Here is a 16,826-nt window from a genome sequence, read left to right on the forward strand (position 1 = left end):
CCTTCCGGTTTTTTCAGTTATCCCTGGAAAAAGAGCCGCGTTGGTCCGAAAGCTTGCCGGCCCGCGCCAGGACCAGAATCGCCTCGCCGCGCTCTTTGGCGTGAGTCATGGTGGTGGTGGCGCGCTGCGCCAGGTAGGCATCGACGAGCGCGCGTTCCTGCGCGGGTTGCCACGCCGTGCAATCGCGCTGGTCCGCGCTGAGTTGGTTGATTGCCTGCGCAAGTGTCCCAGGCACATGGCCCGGCCGGTTTACGTGCTCATCCAACAGCAACGCCACGCCCAGTTCCGAAGAAAGCCAGTCCGCCACGCGATGCCCCGCAATTTCCCGGTCGAGGAAATGCTTCGTTCGATCCGCCGCCAGCACGGCCTGAGCCAGGCGGACCGAGGGATGATGGCCTGCTCGCCAGAACCGCCAAGCCCACTCTGGAGAGCGAAGCACCCGCTTCTTGTCGCCCGTGTCCAGCGTCTGTCCGCCAAGCGTCAGCAGCCCTGCAGCCTCGCCCGCCATTTGCGCTGGCACCAGGCCATAGCGCCCGAAGCAATCGTCGTAAGTGGCCGGATCGGCCGCGTGGATCCGGCGCAGCAGGACAGCAAGTTCGCCGGGCGCGCCGTCTGCCCCCGCGGTCCACTGGCAGATGCCGACCGAAAGATGGGCATTGTCGTAAGAGTTCACGGCTTCGAATCCGCCTTCGTTCGCGCATGCTGCGGCAACAACGCGAGCAGCGGAACCAGACAGGCCTGGCGGCGGTGTCCCCCCCAACCAGGCGGCGGCGGGCGTAACCCCAGTGTGTAGAAGCCTTGTGAAAGCCGCGAGGCAAAACGTTGGCCCCCGGGGCCGAATGCGATTCCACCACGCACGACCACAGGATGGTTCGCATCGTCGGCGATCGGCAACGACGCGGCGCCCGCCACCGGCAGTGCCGCCATAGCAACGGTTTGCGCCTGTGGTGCCGGACCGGACGCTGGCGCAGATGCGAGAGCGGATGTTGACGCGGTCAGGGGAGGGTTCAGCGCCGCCCAGCTTTTTGGCCCCACGATGCCGTCTGGAACCAGACCTGCTTTGCGTTGCGCGGCGCGGACCGCTTTCTCCGTGCCAGGCCCGAACTTCCCGTCGTCGTCGATCTCCAGCGCGCGCTGGAGGGCTGCAACGAGCGCCCCGCTATCGCCTCGGCGGAGAGTCGGGCGGTCCTGTTCATCCTTTGCCGGAATTGGCGGTTCCGGTGTCTTGCCAGACAGAAACGCCGCCACACTGCTGCGGAAAGTGGGCATGTCGAAACTGGGATCGGGCTTGCGTCCCTTGGGCAGAGCATATTCCTTATGCCCGCAACATTTGCCGGCATCGGCGCCGATATGCGCAAGCAGGGCCGCAACGCCTCGGTGATAGGCGTCCATCTGAATATCCGGCCAGGGATCATTCGCCAGCCCGCTGTTCTCTGCCTCTATTCCGATGAAGCTGGAATTGCCGTATTTGATCCCCTCCCAATAGCCTGCACCGGCATGGTTGGCGCGGCCCGCCGCGATCACGTAGAATGTGCCGTCGCGCCCAAGCCCCAATTGGGCCAGCGGCCCGGGCAGATCGGAGCGCCCGTTGATCAGCGTTTTGAGCGTGGGCATGTTGCCAGGGGCGGCCGTGGCTGTGTGATGGCACATCACCCCTCGCACCGTTCCCATTTCGGCGCGCCCGCGTGAGCGCCAGCCCGGAGTTTCGGCCACTTTGAGCCCGGCGGCTTCCAGCACTGCGGGCATCCAGATGAGGTTGTAGATAGGCAAGACCATATCAGGGCACCTGCGCTGGTTGGGCCACGCCGCCCGAGGCGGCCGGCAGATCGGCATCGTCGGTCGCGTCGTCATCGCCAACGGGGTGATCGCACAGGCAGGCATCGATCGAGGCCTGCTCTGGCGCCGGGTCCGGATCCGGCTCGGCATCGCCGCCGGGAGCGTTGCCGGCACCGTCCAGGGGCTTGGCATTGTTGGCAGGCGCCGCGGCGGCGATGGGTTGTGCCGCTACCGTCCGCGGTGCTTCCGTGCTAGCGCTGGCCTTGGCGAGCAGATCGGGCACGAAGCGTTCGGAAAACCCAGCGACAAAACCGTAGATCAGGGGGAGCAGCCAGCTGCTGTCGCCGGTTCCCTTGCTGGCCAGCGCGGTGTCACCAAACCCCACGGATACGACGTGCGCCGCGACCAGCGCCATGAGCGTGCCACCGGCGATCAGCCCAATGACCATGCGCAGCGCCGCATCCAGCACATTGGCGAGGCGCTGGAGATCGGGCAGCACGGTTCTCCCCCGGATCGCGAGTGTGATCGAGAAGAACGCGCCGACCGCGCCGGCCGCAGACGCGCGCGCCAATTCGGCGCCGGTTTCGCCCCAGTCCAGCACGAGGGTAGCCAGCGCGATCAGCGTCATGGTGATCACGCCGACGCCGAATGCGGCAACGAGGTATTCGAACCGGCCGATCGCAAGTCGCTGGTCCAGAATTTCCTGCCGTATCGCGCGCAGCTCGGTTTCGGCGCCGACACCATCGCCTTCCAGCGCAAGGGCCAGCGCGTTTGCCACGCGACGCGAAAAAGCGTGGGCGCGAAAGCCTCCGCGTTTTGAACGGTTCCAGGTTTCGGTCAGACCCGTGATCTCGCCGCGCAGCGGGTTGAGCCCTATCAGCGATGTCCGCTGCCTATCGGCCAGGGCGCGGTCATCCGCATATTGCACAACCACACGCGTATCTGTTTGGTAAATGGCGTATTCGGGAGGCTTGATCGAATAGATCATGCGAATGTCCGCGCCGGTTGCATCCGACCTTCCAGGTGCCATGTCGGCGATGTTCAAGCATGTCATCAAATCAGCCCTGTTGGGCAGGTATATTCCTGATAAATTGTCATTGCTCGCTCCGATCCAAGAAAAATCGACAGCACCCGTGATGACAAAACGATTCGATTTATGATGAATTGTTCACAATAGGTCGGAGTGGTCAAGTCAAAGATTTATCAACTTGACGACACCATCGCCCCTGAGTTTTACAGGTCGCGTGAACAGCTTTTCGTTGGATATTTACGAGTCGGATAAGATATTCCGCTTTGAAATTTTAAGTTAAACATCTGATTTACTTTGATATGTATATCCTTCACGAGCTTGCTATGTTTTTGCCTCTAGACAGTGCTCGACGAGTCGGCGTTTCCCCGCCGCTACCGGCAATTCCTTCGCCTTGCGGACAGAGTTGCGATAGTCTGAAGCTTTCGCGAAGCATGAGCTTCGGGCCAGGGGTAAGGTGCGATGGCGATCGTTCATCTGGTTTTATTTGCAGAGTGCGTGCCGCTTGAAGCGGCCAGAATTGTCCATAACGAACTCATCGCCGCCCACTCGTTGGGCGACATTTCTTTTGACTTGCTTCGTCTTGCGGAGCAGCGCGTCATCACGGCATCTGATGGCGTCTATCTTGGCGCGATCGCCACGGGTCAGACCGGCAGACGTCCGGTGCTCATGGTTCACCTGTCGGATCAGGCGGCCTTGAAGGCCTATTATGAGGCTCCGGCGCATTCCCGGATTCGGCAGGCCTTTCTGAGCTCGGTTTCGCACGAGATTGCTACGCTCTACGCTGCTGCCGAGCGCGACATTGCCGGTCGGGCGAGGCTCTATGAAGCGATCGAGGCGCATGCGGCGCGTTACATGCAGAGACTGGATCTGTTTCTGGGCGCGGATTCGACAGGGGGCACCAATGGACGAGAGGGACGACGGGGGTAAGTCAGAATCGGAACAAGACGTTGAAAAGCAGCAGCACGGGGGCGATGAGGAACGGCGCCAGCAAAATTTCGACTCGATTACGTTCAGCTATCTGAAGCGGCACTATTTCGATGCCGACGCACTGCGCCGGCGGACAATGGACGAATTCGTCCAGGCCATGCGAACTGGTCGCATGATCGCTTTCACTGGATCGATGACCACCGAAGATCGTGGCTATTCAAGTTGGGACGAATTCGTCGCATCCTGCTTCCAGGCAGCGCGGTCCTCGTTCGAGCGCCACGAAACCAAGGCGCGATCACAAGTGGCCGAACTGCGACAGGTTGTCGAAAAGTTTGAAGAATTTGGCAACGAGGCGCGTCCACCCTTCAGGCTGGACAAGCGAGTCAGCTTCAGCATCATCGGGGAAACGGTCGATGTCGCCGCGCATTATTCTCGGATGGACCATGTAAACCCCAACAAGGAAATTTCGGACAAGGAATTTCTTGTTCGGAAAACGTGGAAAACAGATAAGACCGTTCTTGAGACTCTGTTGCATGACTTGAATATTGATCGCACGATCACGTTGAATTACGATCTCGAGGCCGAACTCGAATACAGTCACCGTGCCCCTCCCCGTGATGGCGACGGTTTGAACGCCCTGGGCGCGCTGGGGAACCTGGACCACGATCCGGCTTCGGGATCGATCATCAAGCGGCTGCCAGGTGCGCGTAGCCTTGTCAGCGATATCTTCAACCGTGAACGCACCGACCGCCTGATAGAATTCGCTGTCGGCTCGGCGGACCACGAATATCACGTGCTTCACCTGCATGGCCGTGCGGATGCATTTGATTCGATGGTCGTCAGCTACCGCGACTACGACAGGCTTTATCGGCGTGGCGGCCTCTCCAAAGCGCCTTTCGAACATGCTCTTCAACTGCTGTTCGCGGGCAACCCGATCCTGTTCGTTGGCATCGGCATGACCGAGGCCGATGTTAACCGCACCCTGCATGATTACGTGGGAAACCACCCTTATCGACGAGTTACCCCTACTTTCCTGCTGTGGAACTCGTATGGTCGGCGGGACGAGGGGGGCAATCCGGTTCCCGGGATTGACCAGGATGCCTGCGACGTCTTCCGCCTCGATATGCTCCATCGACTGGGCGTGCTGACGATCTTTTCGCACGAGCTCGAAGGTGCGGATGAGGGCGAAATCCTTGCCCCCAAAGGCAACAACGAAGAAAGGCGCATGTTCAATGTGAATCGGCTGCGAAATGCCATTGCCTTGCTGGCGCGCGATCTGCAGGCGCGCCGGGACCGACGGATGGCCCGCGTCACGCATTGGCGCTCGATGGCATCCAGAGTACGTCAGGCGAAGGGCTTGATCACCGCCTGGGAGGTTGAATCACACGCTGCAACCGGCTGCTCGGCGCAATTCAAACTTGACGAACTGACGGGAAAACTGTCGCTTGCCATAGGTCCAGCGGGCGTTGGCAAAGGTGGTGAAGCGCGCGGACTGGCCGATGCTTGGCTTCGCGCCCATCCAACAGGCACCGTCCTGTTGCTCAACGCTGATTTCTGCTTCGACACTGATGGTTTGCTCAACCTTGTCGGTGATTTCATCAAAGCCCGGCGAGAGGCGGAGGGGCGCAGGATTCCCGACGGAACCAGCCGCAATGAGACCTTTCGTCTGGATCGGGCGTTCACCCTGGAGCAGCCAGCGCTCATCGTTCTGATTGGTGTCGAGCGGCTTTTTGGCACCAATGGCGAGCCGCTGAGCGCAGAATTCGACGAGATGCTGCGCAGGTATGTGCGATGCTGCGCGGCCCCCGAGCCCGAGAAACGCGCCACGATAGGCATAGTCGTGTTCACCACGCCGCGGGCTGTGCAGTATTTTCAAGGGATCGGTTGGTGCAGCGATTCCGCCATCGAACTCCAACGTCGGCAAGATGCCAAAGGCCCTTCACGGTACATGGCAAGCCTTGGAGAAAATCTGAAGCTATCCTTCAATCCGGTTTCAGGCCTTATCGTGGAAGACAAGAGGCGAACCAGTCTAGCCTGTCTTATTCACCGCGGCGGGTGAGAGGGTTGGCGGGAGTGGCGTAAGCGATTGCTTTGCAGTAGGAAAATGGGTGTCTAGACCAGTCCTTCAGCGAGGCAATTTATGCCACGGACCACACCCGCCGGGAGCGATGATAGCGCACCGGGATTTTCGTTTCCAGCGGTTGGCGGCAAGAAGGTCACAACCGCGTTCGACGGTGGCCGGCTGACCTCTGACGGCGGCGTTCTGCTGCTGGCGCAGGCCGAGCGCGCGATGGGGATCTGCCGGCAGCTTGCTGCGTGCATCGCCGATCCGCGTGACCCGACGCGGGTGATCCATCGCCTCGATGACATTCTGCGTGCCCGTGTGTTCGCGATCACGTGTGGCTATGAGGACGCCGATGATCTCGATGCCCTGCGCGACGATCCGGGCTTCCGCCTGGCGCTGGGCAAGTTGCCGGGATCGGGCGCGGGGCTGGCCAGCCAACCGACGATGAGCCGCTGGGAGAATGCACCGACCACGCGTGAACTGGCCCGGATGATGGTCGCGATGATCGGCGTTTACTGTGCCAGCTATCCGGCCCCACCGGCGGCGGTGACGCTGGATATCGATGACACGTGTGATGTCGTGCACGGCTATCAGCAGCTCTCGTTCTGGAACGGACATCACGGTGAGCGCTGCTTCCTGCCGATCCATGTGTACGATACCGCGAGCGGGCGGCCGGTGGCGATGCTGCTGCGCACTGGCAAGACGCCGTCGGGTGCCGAAGGTGCCGGCCACATCCGGCGCCTGGTGCGTCATATCCGCCAGCACTGGCCCGATACCCACATCACCATCCGCGGCGATGGGCACTACGCCCGTCCCGAGATCATGGCGTTCTGCGAGGCGGCCGGGGTCGATTACGTGTTCGGCTTGCCGACCAACGCCGCGCTGCGGGCCGATCCGGCCATCGTTGCCGTCGCCGATGCCTGCGCGGTCAAGCGGGCCCAGGCCCAACATCCGGTCCTGCGCAACTATGTCGAGACCCGCTACGGCGCCAAAAGCTGGAAGAGCCAACGCCGCGTCGTCGCCCGGATTGAGGCCAGCACGCTGGGCATGGACATCCGCTATGTCGTCACCTCGCTGACAGAAGGCTCGCCCGAGCACATTTACGACACGCTCTATTGCGCGCGCGGCCAAGCCGAAAACCTGATCAAGCGCCACAAGACCCAGTTGGCCAGCGATCGCACCTCGTGCCGCTCGGCCAATGCCAACCAGATGCGCCTCATCCTGCATACCGCCGCCTACTGGCTGATGTGGCGCGTCCAGCAGGCCATCCCCAAGGCCACCTCTCTGGCCACTGCCGAGTTCGCAACGCTGCGCCTGCGGCTGCTCAAGGTCGCCGCCCGCGTCATCGAGACCGCCTCGCGCATCCGTGTCGCCTTCGCGTCAGCATGCCCCGACGCCGGCGTGTTCAAAGCCATCGCCACCAGTCTCCGGCCAGCGCCGACATAGCCAGCGCGGCTGTGCCGCACAAAGCCCGAGCCATCGCCCATCAACCTCGAAAAGCCATCGGTTTTGCTGCGGCGAAAAACGCCGCCGAAACCGCGCGCCCGGATCACGCGGCCACCGACACATCAAACCCGGCACGCCCCAGTGCAGCGGGCTCATGAATAAGCCGGGCTAGAGCTTTCAGCATTCAGAAGAGCATTTTATGCCGCCTTTCTTGAGCCCAGACAATTGGAATCGGATGTTAAGCTTGGCCAGCAAGGACGGATTGCGATCGACATACTGACCGTCATGGCGCAAATCGGCCAGCCGGTGGAACCCGATGTCCTGTTTCTTGCGCCGCGGGTGCAGCGTCGGTTGCGCCTGGAGTCTGCAAGTACGCTCGCGTCCCGTCGCGCACAGTTCAAGGCTGTGATGGAATGGCTGGTCCTCAGGGAACTGGTGATCACGCTTGCGCCCTTTCCGGACTCTTCGGCGTGCCGGATGCCACGCTATGGCCTTCATGCAACATTGTTGTCAGAGTTGCGCGAACGCTCGGGTGTGCCGTTGTCGGAAGCGGTGCTGTCTACCGCTTTCAACATGTCGCTTTACACCGCGCAGCCAACAGATGGGCCCCTGCCCGAAACGTTTCTACACGATGAACTGGGACAACTGATCGATTGGTTGATCGGACTGCACAAGGACGAGCCGTATGACGCCAACTTTGCAATGGATGGAAGCGATGCGCGCATTCGACCCGATGCGATCGCCGCGCTGCGGGGTGCGCTTGCCACCATCAGAGGCTACTATTCGACCACGACATTGCTGGCAATCGACGGCAAGGATCGCACGATAGGTCCCGAACGGGATGGGGCGCTTACTGAACATGCCGAGCGCCTTGAGCGGCTGTTAGCCGCGTTTCGGGAATGCACTGCGGCACTCGCGCGGGAGAAAAGCGACAGAGCCGGCCCGTTTTACCCCGACGAAATCGTGTGGCTCTATAACGAGATCGGCGTGGTCAAGCTCGCGCAAGGGAGTCTTTACGAGGCGCGTTTTGCATTCGACGAAGCCGATCGGTTCAACGTCGATTACGTGGAGTTCGGTGACCGGACCCACAACTGGCGGCGGATCACGCTCAACCAGATCGTCATCGATATCGAACGTGCAAAGCTGGAGACGGCCGAAAAGCGGATCGGACAGATAGAGGCTGGCCTTGGGGCGGCAAAACTCGAGCGTATCAAGGCGCTGATCGCCGTAAAAGGGGCCATCCCCCTTGCTACGGATCAAAGCGTTTCGCACGAGGAGATTCTAGCCGTCGGGCTGGCCACGGGGTATCGCGGCATCTGCGCCCACGTTCTGGGGGAAACGATCGACGCGCTCGAATATTACGATTACGCGCTGGATATACTCCGAAGGCTTGACGAGCGTCGCGCTTATGCCACGTTTCTGCGTCACCGCGCCGCTCTGCTCCGGGAAACAGATGCATCCCCGCAAGCGGATTCCGCGCTTGATCTCGCGGTGTCGGCGGCCGAATCGGCGCGCCAACTGGATCTTGTTCATCAAAGCCGCATCCAGCGTGCCAAGCGGGCGCTCGCCATGCGGGATATTGATGCGTGGGCCCGCGCAAGTCTGCAATTGCATCATGCGCTGGTGTACGCGGACACCACGGATATGTATCGTGTGCGCGTCGAAGCACGTGCCAATCTCGCGACTGCAAGCATGATTACCGGGGATTATGAAGTCGCGCTCGAGCACGCCAGCGATGCACTGACTGTAGCGACACGATATGGATTAAGCCTTCGCAAGATTTCGCTGAGAATTCTGATCGGTCGCATCCTCATGTGCCGCGGTGATCCTCAGTCGGGGCGAGCCCTTATCGCATCTGGTAGCGCCGCCGCTAGCCGGGTTGGCTACCGTCAGGCGATGTCGCGAGCTCAGAGCGCACTCACCGATCAACCAGGGCGGCGGTGAATACGCTGAAGCGACTTGGTCCATTCAACTCAGCCAATTGGGCGCCCCGAAGAAATCAGTAACTTTGACGTAGCAGTATTGAGAAGGATCCGAAATTAGGGAGCCCCATCAAGCGTCCCCGAGCAGAACCCGACGGTCACCGCGTCAGCGGGTGTACCACGCTGAGCACCACCCTTATCTATGAAATCAGTCGACGGAAAGCCGGTCACTACATAGACTTCGCGACAGCAGGGCTGCTGTTCTCTGAGCCGTAATCCCGTGGTCAGCTTGCCAGCCCTTGCACCCTGACTCGAGCCAGATAATGCCGGGGACCGAAGGGTTCTGCACCGCCCGTTGGGCAAGAACTGCACAGGCATCAGATGGACGGACCCTGTGTCGCGCCGGTGTGGCAAATCAGTGGCATCAAGAACCCGAGACTCCCTAGGAAATTTCAAGGGGTATCGCTTAGGGCATCAAGCAGAAGCTAACCCTAGAAATGACGGAATTCAGCGATAAAATGGGCCAAAATGGGAGTTCACTCCTTACTAGACACCTAAAAATACGCAAGCTTGCTTACCTGCCCCCGCTATTACACTTGCCAGCGACGCGTCCGCTGTCCGAAATTTTGAATGCAACTTGCCCACCAGTTCAACTCCGCTCGTTCAAGGACTAGCCACTCGTCCGACGCATTGGCGGGCGCCAATTGCCCTGTAGCGCTTAGCCGTGTATCCCGGCGGCTCAAGTCGATGTAACGTCCTGAGTCACGCCGGACAGCGACGGGGCGACGAAGTAGCCCCAGGCTTCCATCATAGTCCGACGCATGTCGCGCAGATCGGTGCGCAGATAAGCTTGCTCGGTGGAGGTGCCGACTTTGTGAGCCAATGCCATTTCCGCCACCATCGCGGGAACAGTTGGCATCCGTTCTGCAGCCCAATCGCGAAAGCCAGAGCGGAATCCGTGCACGGTAGCGGTCTTGCCCGAATTGGGGTCGGTATAACCGGGTCGCCCAGCCAAGAGTTCGGCTTCATGCGCGGTACGCAAGGCCTTGGTCAACGACATATCCGATAGAGCGCTACCTTTCATGCCGCTGAAAATCAGGCCTGAGCGCTGTCCTTCCTCAGGCATCCAGCGCGTCAGCAGCGCAACGGCGGCATCGGAAAGAGTAACGACGTGCCCCTTGTCCATCTTCATAAGGCTGGCTGGCCGGCTCCAAGTGCGGGCATCAAGGTCGATTTGCTCCCAAGTTGCGTTCCGCACCTCGCCTGACCGCGCGGCCGTCAAAATGGTGAAGAGGACGGCGAAGCGGCTGGCAGTCGCATCCTTGGCCAATTCTCGGGCAACAAAGCCCGGCACCCTCGCGAAGGCCATGGCGGCAAAGTTCTTCCCTTTGTCCTGCTTGGCAAGGCCGGTACGCAATTCGCGAGCGTCGGGCACAGCGTCCTTGCGCCAGCCACGCGCCTTGGCAAAGGCAAGCACCTGTCCGATGCGGCTGCGCACCTTGCGGGCCATGACGGGCTTATCGTTCCAGATTGAGGCGAGCGCGGCGATAACTTCAGCGCTGCCGATTGCGTCGACCTTCAATGCCCCAAGCCTGGGGTTTGCATGTTCTTCCAGCGAGGCCTTGAACGCCTTGGCGGTGCGATCGCTCCAGCCGGACATGAGGGCCTTGTGGGCTTCGATAACAGCTTCGGCAAACGTGGGTACCTTCACGCGCTGTCGATCGCGTTCAACCTTGGGGTCTTTTCCTGCCTTGGCGAGCTTGCGCAGTGCAGCCCCTTTTTCTCGGGCCTGCGCCAGGGACAGGCTTTTGCGGAGCATGAGAGGAACGTCAGAATGTCGAGAATCAACCTTCCCAAAAGCGGTGCTGCCGAGATTGTCGATGTCCGCCGCGCCCAGTCCAATGTCCCGACGCTTACCATCGGCTTGCACGCGCAGCATCCATGACTTGGCCCCGCCCGGCGAGACCAGAAGGAAAAGACCGTCGCCGTCCTGGTAGGCGCGCTTCACCGGCTTACCGGATGGGCCAAATCCGGGCTTGGCATTGCGGATTTTGGCAGCGGTCAATTTCCCCACACTTTTTACCCCACATTTGTCCCCACATAATATTGCGGATTCTAGCAAACGTCAACGGACCAAGCCGGAAGAGCCATTTTCAGTTTCCCTATAAACATTGGCATTTTTTGAACTTTCGCGGAAATTGGTGGATCAAAGTTATAATCCTCGCGGGGCATCCAGTTTACCGAAATCGCTGATTTAACGCCGCGGCCCACCCGCCGTTCGTTCGCGCACGCGGCCGCGTGCTGCCAAGTCCGTTGAGCCCACACTGAGCGCGGCCTGCGGCGACACGGGCGTTAAATCTTGCCAAGCCGGGCCCCGCAACAGATTGTGTCACTTCGTTGCGACAGCCCGCAGGCAAACGCCCGCGTGGTGTCCACGTCGGGGAACACGAGCCCCCAGGTATGATTCTTTTCATGCTTTCAGGTGCATGAAATCTGCTTGCGGATGTATTCGGCGGCCAGGGGAGAAAGCCATTGCGCGCATCGCGTCCGTTTCGATGGTTCGCGGAAATCGGACATGATCCTGCCTTGGCCGTGTCCCAGGCGGTCAACCTGCAACGCCAGGTGCCCTTGCTCTATGGCCTGCTGCTGATCAATTCGGCGGCGGTGGCCATTACCCACCGTCACCAGGCTCCCGCTGCGCTCACCGTCAGCGTGCCCGCCGTACTCTTTGCCGTAACGGTCATCCGCATGGTCCATTGGCTGGGCCAGGCGCGGCGTGGCGCCCCCAGTCCCGAAAAGGCGCGGCGGCAGTTGCGAGCAATTACCATCGTCGCCGGGCCGGTTGCCCTGGCTTACGTTGGCTGGTCGCTGGCCCTGGCGCCCTATGGCGGTCCTTACGAACAGGCGCATGTCGCGCTGTACATCTCCACCACGGTGATCGGCTGCATCTTTTGCCTGATCGTGCTGCCGCAGGCCGCGCTGCTGGTGGCGCTGACAGTGCTGCCCCCGTTCATCATCGTGTGCTTTGCGCGCCAGCAACTGATCTTCGTGACTGTCGGGATCAACGTGGCGCTGGTGCTGGCCGTGTTGCTGCGGGTGCTGTTCAACAGCTTTGCCCATTTCCGCAATCAGGTTTCGGCCGGAACCCTGCTCGCCGAGCAGCACGAAGAGTTGCAGCGCCTCAACGAGGAAAACCGCAAGCTGGCCATGACCGACGCCCTCACCGGGCTGGCCAATCGGCGGCTGTTCCATGCCGATCTCGATCGCTGGACCACCAGCGATGGCGGCAACGGCGCCTTTGCCGTGGGCGTGCTCGATCTCGATCGGTTCAAGCCGATCAATGATACCTATGGCCATCACGTCGGCGATCGCCTGCTTGCCGAAATCGGCGCAAGGCTGCGCCATGCTGCCGGCCCCACGGCGCGGGTCTATCGCCTGGGCGGCGACGAATTCGGGCTGATCGACAGCGACGCCAAGGGCTTTGCCCGCACCTGCGAGCGCTTGCTGCAACAGATCCAGGCGCCGCTGCACGTGGGAGAAATCGTGCTCCATGTGGGCGGATCGCTGGGCGTGGCGCATTTCCCGCAGGCCGGCACCAACGCGGCCGACCTGTTCGACCGCGCCGACTATGCGCTCTATCATGCCAAGCACGTGAACGGCGGCGGCGTGTGCGTGTTCACCGCCGCGCTGGAAACCGCGGTGCGGGCCGACCGGGCGATCGAAGTGGCATTGCAAGCCAGCACGCTGGAAGATGAGCTGAGCATCGTGCTCCAGCCGATCGTCGAGCTTGAGAGCGGCCGGCTCAGCGCGGTGGAAGTGCTGGCACGCTGGACCAGCCCCGTGCTTGGGGAAATCTCCGCCACCGACTTCATCGCCGTGGCCGAACGATCGACCGCGATCCACAGCATCACCCGCGCGGTGATCCGCAAGGGGCTCAAGGCCGCGCAACAGTTGCCCGAATCCGTGGCGCTGTCGTTCAACATCTCGGCCTGCGACCTGACATCGGCCACCACGCTGGCTTTCATCCGCCGCGAGATAGAGCGCGCCGGCATTCATCCAGGGCGGATCTGGCTGGAAGTGACGGAAACGGCAGTGATGGCCAATGCCGAAGTGGCCGCGCAGGCGCTGCAGGCCTTTCGCGACATCGGCGTGCGCATCGCGCTCGACGATTTCGGCACCGGTTATTCCAGCCTGGGCTATGTGCAACGCCTGCCGCTCGACAAGATCAAGATCGATCGCAGCTTTGTCTCGGCGCTGAACGAGCCCGGCGGCGACACCATCGCCAAGGCCATGATCACCTTCTGCCACGCCATCGGCCTTCCCTGCGTAGCGGAAGGGGTGGAAACGACGGCCCAGCGGCGCATGCTGCAGGAAGCCGGGTGCAAACACGCGCAGGGCTATCTGTTCAGCAAGCCGTTGCCGCTCGCCGCGCTGCTTGCGCTATGCGCCGATGATGATGCCCAGCCTTGGGCCGAAAGCCAGGGGAAACGGGGCGCCGCCTGAAGACCAAACCGCCCCTCAAGCGGGGCGTGTGGGCGAGGCGGCCATAACCATCAGAACGGCAGCGCGCGCCCCGCACAGATCAAGGCCAGGGCGCAACCCAGCACCGGCAGGCAAGCAAGCGCGTGCGCAGCAAGGCCTGGCAGGGCGCCAAGCGCCGGCCGGGCAGAGAGGGAGAGAGAGAGGGCGCGTACCATCCCTCTCCCATGATCCCACAAGCCTTAACGGGTCGTAAAAACCGACCTGGCTTTGTGCACGGTTACGCCATCAATCCGATTGCGGCTGCAACCATTCCCACAGCGCCGCCATGCATTCGCGGCCCAGCAGCTTGCTGCGTTCCGCGCTCCAGCCATAGACCGCATCGGGCAAGTCGGCATTGTCCTTGAACGGCATTTCCAGCGTCATCGCCACGCAGCCAAAGCGCTGCGCCACCTGGTTGGTGGACATCGCCAGGTTGCCCTGCCCCGGCCGGCTTTCCGGATAGCCACGCCGCACCTGGAAATCGGGACTGCGCCGGTCAAGGATGGTGCGATAGCGCTGGTATCCCGCCAACTGTTCGGGCGTGAGGCCGGGAATGCCTTCGAACCCGGCCAGGAACACGGCGGGGATCGCCTCGTCGCCATGTACGTCGATGGCAAAGTCCACCCCGGTGGCGTCCATCGCATTGCGGATGGCCAGCACTTCGGGCGAGCGCTGCGCACTCGGTTCATGCCATTCGCGGTTGAGATTGACCCCCACCGCGTTGGTGCGCAAATGCCCGCGCACGCTGCCATCGGGATTGCAATTGGGCACGATGTGGAACGTGCAGGCCTGGCGCAGCGCGCGGCCATGCGGATCGGCCGGATCGGTCAGCGCTTCCAGCGCACCTTCGATCCACCACTCCGCCATCGTCTCGCCCGGATGCTGCCGGGCATAGAGCCACACCTGGCGCGGCCCGGTGCCAAGCGTCAGGCAATCGATCGGCCGCCCGTCGAGCGAGAGCCCCAGCACGCGATGGGAAACGCCCGGGCTGGCTGCGGCCTCGCTCACCAGGTCGTTATGCCGCTCCAGCGAATAGGGTGCGAAATAGGCAAACCATGCCTGGTCGCCTTCGGGCCGGTGCCGGATGCGCAGCGTGCCACCATCACGCCCGCGGTCGAAATTCGATTCGGCGCGGGTCCATTCCTGGCGATCTTCGGAAACGCAGGCGGAATAGCCGGGCCAGCCATCGGGATAGGCCGAAGTGCTGAGGCCGGTAATCGCCAGGTCAAGTTCGCGCCCGGCCACGCCGCTCACGCGGAAATGGAACCACTGGGCAAATTCCGACTGGTTGTCGCGGCGGATCGCCAGGGTGGCACGGGCGCCATCGACAGCCAGGACTTCGATATTGCCGGCATCGAAAGCGGCGTTGATCAGGATCGGGGCGGCAGGGTTTGCGTCTTGCGTCATTTGACCGAGATAGTGTCGCCAGACTTGCCGGGAAAGCCTGCAAACAGCGCATGGGCCATGCGCGGGGCCAGAACATCGGCCGAAGCGGCCGGCGAACCGCTTTTCTCGCTGTTTTCCGCGCGGCCTTCCCACAAAGGCTCGCCAGAGGCGCGATCGCGCAGCACCACGCGCAGCCAGGTGCTGTCCACCCGGCGCGGACCGCCACCGATGTTGAAGCCAAGGCCCAGGCCAACGCTGCTGTGCCGGCCACCGGTGGCCCCGCCCAGCCCCAGGCTGACCGGGCCATTGCCGCCGCCGCGCACTTGCGTGTCGTGCTGCACATCCACTTCGGCCACCACGTCAGCCGCGCCAGGGGTTGCCGCGCCAAAGCCGAGCGCGGCCACTTCGCGCTGCACCGCCAGCAGCCAGGGCTGGTCGGCAAGGCTCTGCGGATCGGCCTGCGGGCTGCCGTTCGGCCCGGCGCTGACGGAAACCACCGCCACCGCGCCATGGCCCAACCGGGCCACGCTATCGGGCTTGGAAAAACGCGTCACTTGGACAGGCGCGGCAAGTGCTGCAACCGGAACCGCAAGCGGGGCGGCCATGAGCATGAGAAACGCCAGGCGGCGCATAGGCCCTTCATCCTTCGTGAAATGCCCGCCGAACGCGGATCTGTTTCGAAGATAGGGATGACGCCCAAGGCACTCAAGGGCAGGGCACAAGCGCCATGGCGATCAGGGATTGTTTTCGCTGGGCGGTGCCATGCCCACCGGCACCATGCCGGCCGGTACATTGCCCGGCGCGCCAGCATCGGCCACCACCACCTGGCCTTCGGGAAAGCGTGCGAACAGCGCCTTGGCCAGCCGCGCGGCCATCTTGCCATCGTCCAGCCCGCCTTCGCCCTCGCGTGCCATGCCTTCGGCGTGGCCTTCCCACAGCACGCGGCCACTGGCCTTGTCGCGAATGCGCACGTCCATGCGGGTGGAAACGATCGCCTTGGCCGGCTTGGTGAAATCCAGCGCCACGCCCAGCGACACGGCCGAGCCGCGGTTGCTCACCGTGGTGCTCATCGCACCGCTTACCGGAGAACGCTTCTGCTCTTCGGGCACCACGACCTGGTGGCTCACTGCCACTTGCGCGATCTGGCCGGCATCGGTGGCCGTCTGCGTGTCGTAACCATGGCCGACCAGGGCATCGATCACGGCCGCTTCATAGACCGGCAGCTTGTCTGGCGTGGGTTGGTCGGCGCCCTGCTCTAGGTCCTCGGCCGGGGCATCGACCCCGGCCACCACGATCTTGCCCTTGCCCAGCAGCGCCATGGCATCGGCACTGCGATAGGACGTCACGTCGATCTTGCTCGATGGTTCTGGCGCGCTCACGCCACGGCGCGGGCCGTCATAGCCGCCCCAACCGCCGCCACCAAAACCGGGGCCATAGCCACCCCACCCGCCCCACGGCTGCGCCTGCGCCGCGATGGGCAAAGTCAGGGCGGCCAAGGCCGGAGCAAGCAGGGCAAGAACACGAACGCGGGCGGGCATGGCAAGGAATTCCCATCAATCTGGCCGAACGGCATGACACCAGTGGGCTGTCGCACGGCTGAACCATCAGGTTAAACGCGCCAGCGCCAAAAACCATGCGCCACGGCGGGCGGACAGCCCGTTACGGATGGAATTGCCCGGTGGCGGATCAATTAGCAAATTCTCTTAAGTGATCATGCTGCTAGTGCGAAAAGGCAGGCCACAAGAAGGTGATT

13 protein-coding genes are annotated in these 16,826 nt (G+C 62.4%); 6 read left to right on the forward strand and 7 right to left on the reverse strand.

Going from position 1 to position 16,826, the window contains the following annotated elements:
• Positions 1–13: 13 nt before the first annotated feature.
• From R9J51_RS02645 to R9J51_RS02655, 3 genes are read right to left on the reverse strand one after another with little or no spacing between them, the layout of a single operon-like run.
• Positions 14–673, reverse strand: coding sequence for a hypothetical protein (locus R9J51_RS02645; protein ID WP_432787794.1), 660 nt, complete (start codon positions 671–673; stop codon positions 14–16).
• The gene (locus R9J51_RS02650; protein WP_432787795.1) at positions 670–1,776 is read right to left on the reverse strand and encodes a peptidoglycan recognition protein family protein; all 1,107 of its coding nucleotides are present in this window, start codon (positions 1,774–1,776) and stop codon (positions 670–672) included. Before R9J51_RS02650 ends, R9J51_RS02645 begins: the two co-directional genes overlap by 4 nt.
• 1 nt (position 1,777) lies before the next feature.
• Positions 1,778–2,764 (reverse strand): hypothetical protein, encoded by a 987-nt coding sequence (locus R9J51_RS02655; protein ID WP_218843533.1) that lies wholly within the window; start codon positions 2,762–2,764, stop codon positions 1,778–1,780.
• 4 nt (positions 2,765–2,768) lie between these two features.
• Between R9J51_RS02655 and R9J51_RS02660 the strand changes: the two genes are divergently transcribed.
• The 5 genes from R9J51_RS02660 (at position 2,769) to R9J51_RS02680 (ending at position 9,188) form a co-directional block, all read left to right on the forward strand.
• Positions 2,769–2,936: a hypothetical protein gene (locus R9J51_RS02660; protein WP_179505800.1), complete on the forward strand. Its 168-nt coding sequence runs from the start codon at positions 2,769–2,771 to the stop codon at positions 2,934–2,936.
• Between the two features lie 329 nt (positions 2,937–3,265).
• Positions 3,266–3,733 (forward strand): hypothetical protein, encoded by a 468-nt coding sequence (locus R9J51_RS02665; protein WP_179505801.1) that lies wholly within the window; start codon positions 3,266–3,268, stop codon positions 3,731–3,733.
• Positions 3,708–5,792, forward strand: coding sequence for an SIR2 family protein (locus R9J51_RS02670; protein WP_179505802.1), 2,085 nt, complete (start codon positions 3,708–3,710; stop codon positions 5,790–5,792). Before R9J51_RS02665 ends, R9J51_RS02670 begins: the two co-directional genes overlap by 26 nt.
• Positions 5,793–5,873: 81 nt before the next feature.
• The gene (locus R9J51_RS02675) at positions 5,874–7,244 is read left to right on the forward strand and encodes an IS1380 family transposase (protein WP_066763960.1); all 1,371 of its coding nucleotides are present in this window, start codon (positions 5,874–5,876) and stop codon (positions 7,242–7,244) included.
• Positions 7,245–7,469: 225 nt separating this feature from the next.
• Positions 7,470–9,188 carry a hypothetical protein gene (locus R9J51_RS02680; protein WP_218847435.1) on the forward strand — a complete coding sequence of 573 codons (1,719 nt, stop codon included), beginning with the start codon at positions 7,470–7,472 and terminating at the stop codon, positions 9,186–9,188.
• Positions 9,189–9,905: 717 nt separating this feature from the next.
• Here the strand turns inward: R9J51_RS02680 and R9J51_RS02685 are convergent.
• Positions 9,906–11,240 (reverse strand): tyrosine-type recombinase/integrase, encoded by a 1,335-nt coding sequence (locus tag R9J51_RS02685; protein WP_432787796.1) that lies wholly within the window; start codon positions 11,238–11,240, stop codon positions 9,906–9,908.
• 518 nt (positions 11,241–11,758) lie between these two features.
• Here R9J51_RS02685 and R9J51_RS02690 point away from each other — a divergent pair.
• Positions 11,759–13,669, forward strand: a complete 1,911-nt coding sequence (locus tag R9J51_RS02690) for a putative bifunctional diguanylate cyclase/phosphodiesterase (RefSeq protein ID WP_349237587.1) — start codon at positions 11,759–11,761, stop codon at positions 13,667–13,669.
• A 264-nt stretch (positions 13,670–13,933) separates the two neighbouring features.
• Here the strand turns inward: R9J51_RS02690 and R9J51_RS02695 are convergent, their stop codons facing one another.
• From R9J51_RS02695 to R9J51_RS02705, 3 genes are all read right to left on the reverse strand, one after another.
• On the reverse strand, positions 13,934–15,094 hold the full coding sequence (locus R9J51_RS02695; protein WP_179505805.1) for a carboxypeptidase family protein: 1,161 nt from the start codon (positions 15,092–15,094) through the stop codon (positions 13,934–13,936).
• Complete coding sequence (locus R9J51_RS02700; protein ID WP_169476962.1) at positions 15,091–15,705, reverse strand: DUF4136 domain-containing protein; 615 nt, start codon at positions 15,703–15,705, stop codon at positions 15,091–15,093. Before R9J51_RS02700 ends, R9J51_RS02695 begins: the two co-directional genes overlap by 4 nt.
• Before the next feature lie 102 nt (positions 15,706–15,807).
• Positions 15,808–16,611: a DUF4136 domain-containing protein gene (locus R9J51_RS02705; protein ID WP_179505806.1), complete on the reverse strand. Its 804-nt coding sequence runs from the start codon at positions 16,609–16,611 to the stop codon at positions 15,808–15,810.
• Positions 16,612–16,826: the final 215 nt, after the last annotated feature.

This window comes from Novosphingobium rhizosphaerae, assembly GCF_050920675.1.
In the GTDB taxonomy this organism is placed as follows: Bacteria; Pseudomonadota; Alphaproteobacteria; order Sphingomonadales; family Sphingomonadaceae; genus Novosphingobium; species Novosphingobium rhizosphaerae.

Excerpts from the sequence above, each read along its gene's own strand:
- R9J51_RS02700 (WP_169476962.1), bottom strand. The coding sequence starts at position 15,705 with ATGCGCCGCCTGGCGTTTCTCATGCTCATGGCCGCCCCGCTTGCGGTT.
- R9J51_RS02670 (WP_179505802.1), top strand. The coding sequence starts at position 3,708 with ATGGACGAGAGGGACGACGGGGGTAAGTCAGAATCGGAACAAGACGTT.
- R9J51_RS02660 (WP_179505800.1), top strand. The coding sequence starts at position 2,769 with ATGTCCGCGCCGGTTGCATCCGACCTTCCAGGTGCCATGTCGGCGATG.
- R9J51_RS02655 (WP_218843533.1), bottom strand. The coding sequence starts at position 2,764 with ATGATCTATTCGATCAAGCCTCCCGAATACGCCATTTACCAAACAGAT.
- R9J51_RS02675 (WP_066763960.1), top strand. The coding sequence starts at position 5,874 with ATGCCACGGACCACACCCGCCGGGAGCGATGATAGCGCACCGGGATTT.
- R9J51_RS02695 (WP_179505805.1), bottom strand. The coding sequence starts at position 15,094 with ATGACGCAAGACGCAAACCCTGCCGCCCCGATCCTGATCAACGCCGCT.
- R9J51_RS02665 (WP_179505801.1), top strand. The coding sequence starts at position 3,266 with ATGGCGATCGTTCATCTGGTTTTATTTGCAGAGTGCGTGCCGCTTGAA.
- R9J51_RS02705 (WP_179505806.1), bottom strand. The coding sequence starts at position 16,611 with ATGCCCGCCCGCGTTCGTGTTCTTGCCCTGCTTGCTCCGGCCTTGGCC.
- R9J51_RS02650 (WP_432787795.1), bottom strand. The coding sequence starts at position 1,776 with ATGGTCTTGCCTATCTACAACCTCATCTGGATGCCCGCAGTGCTGGAA.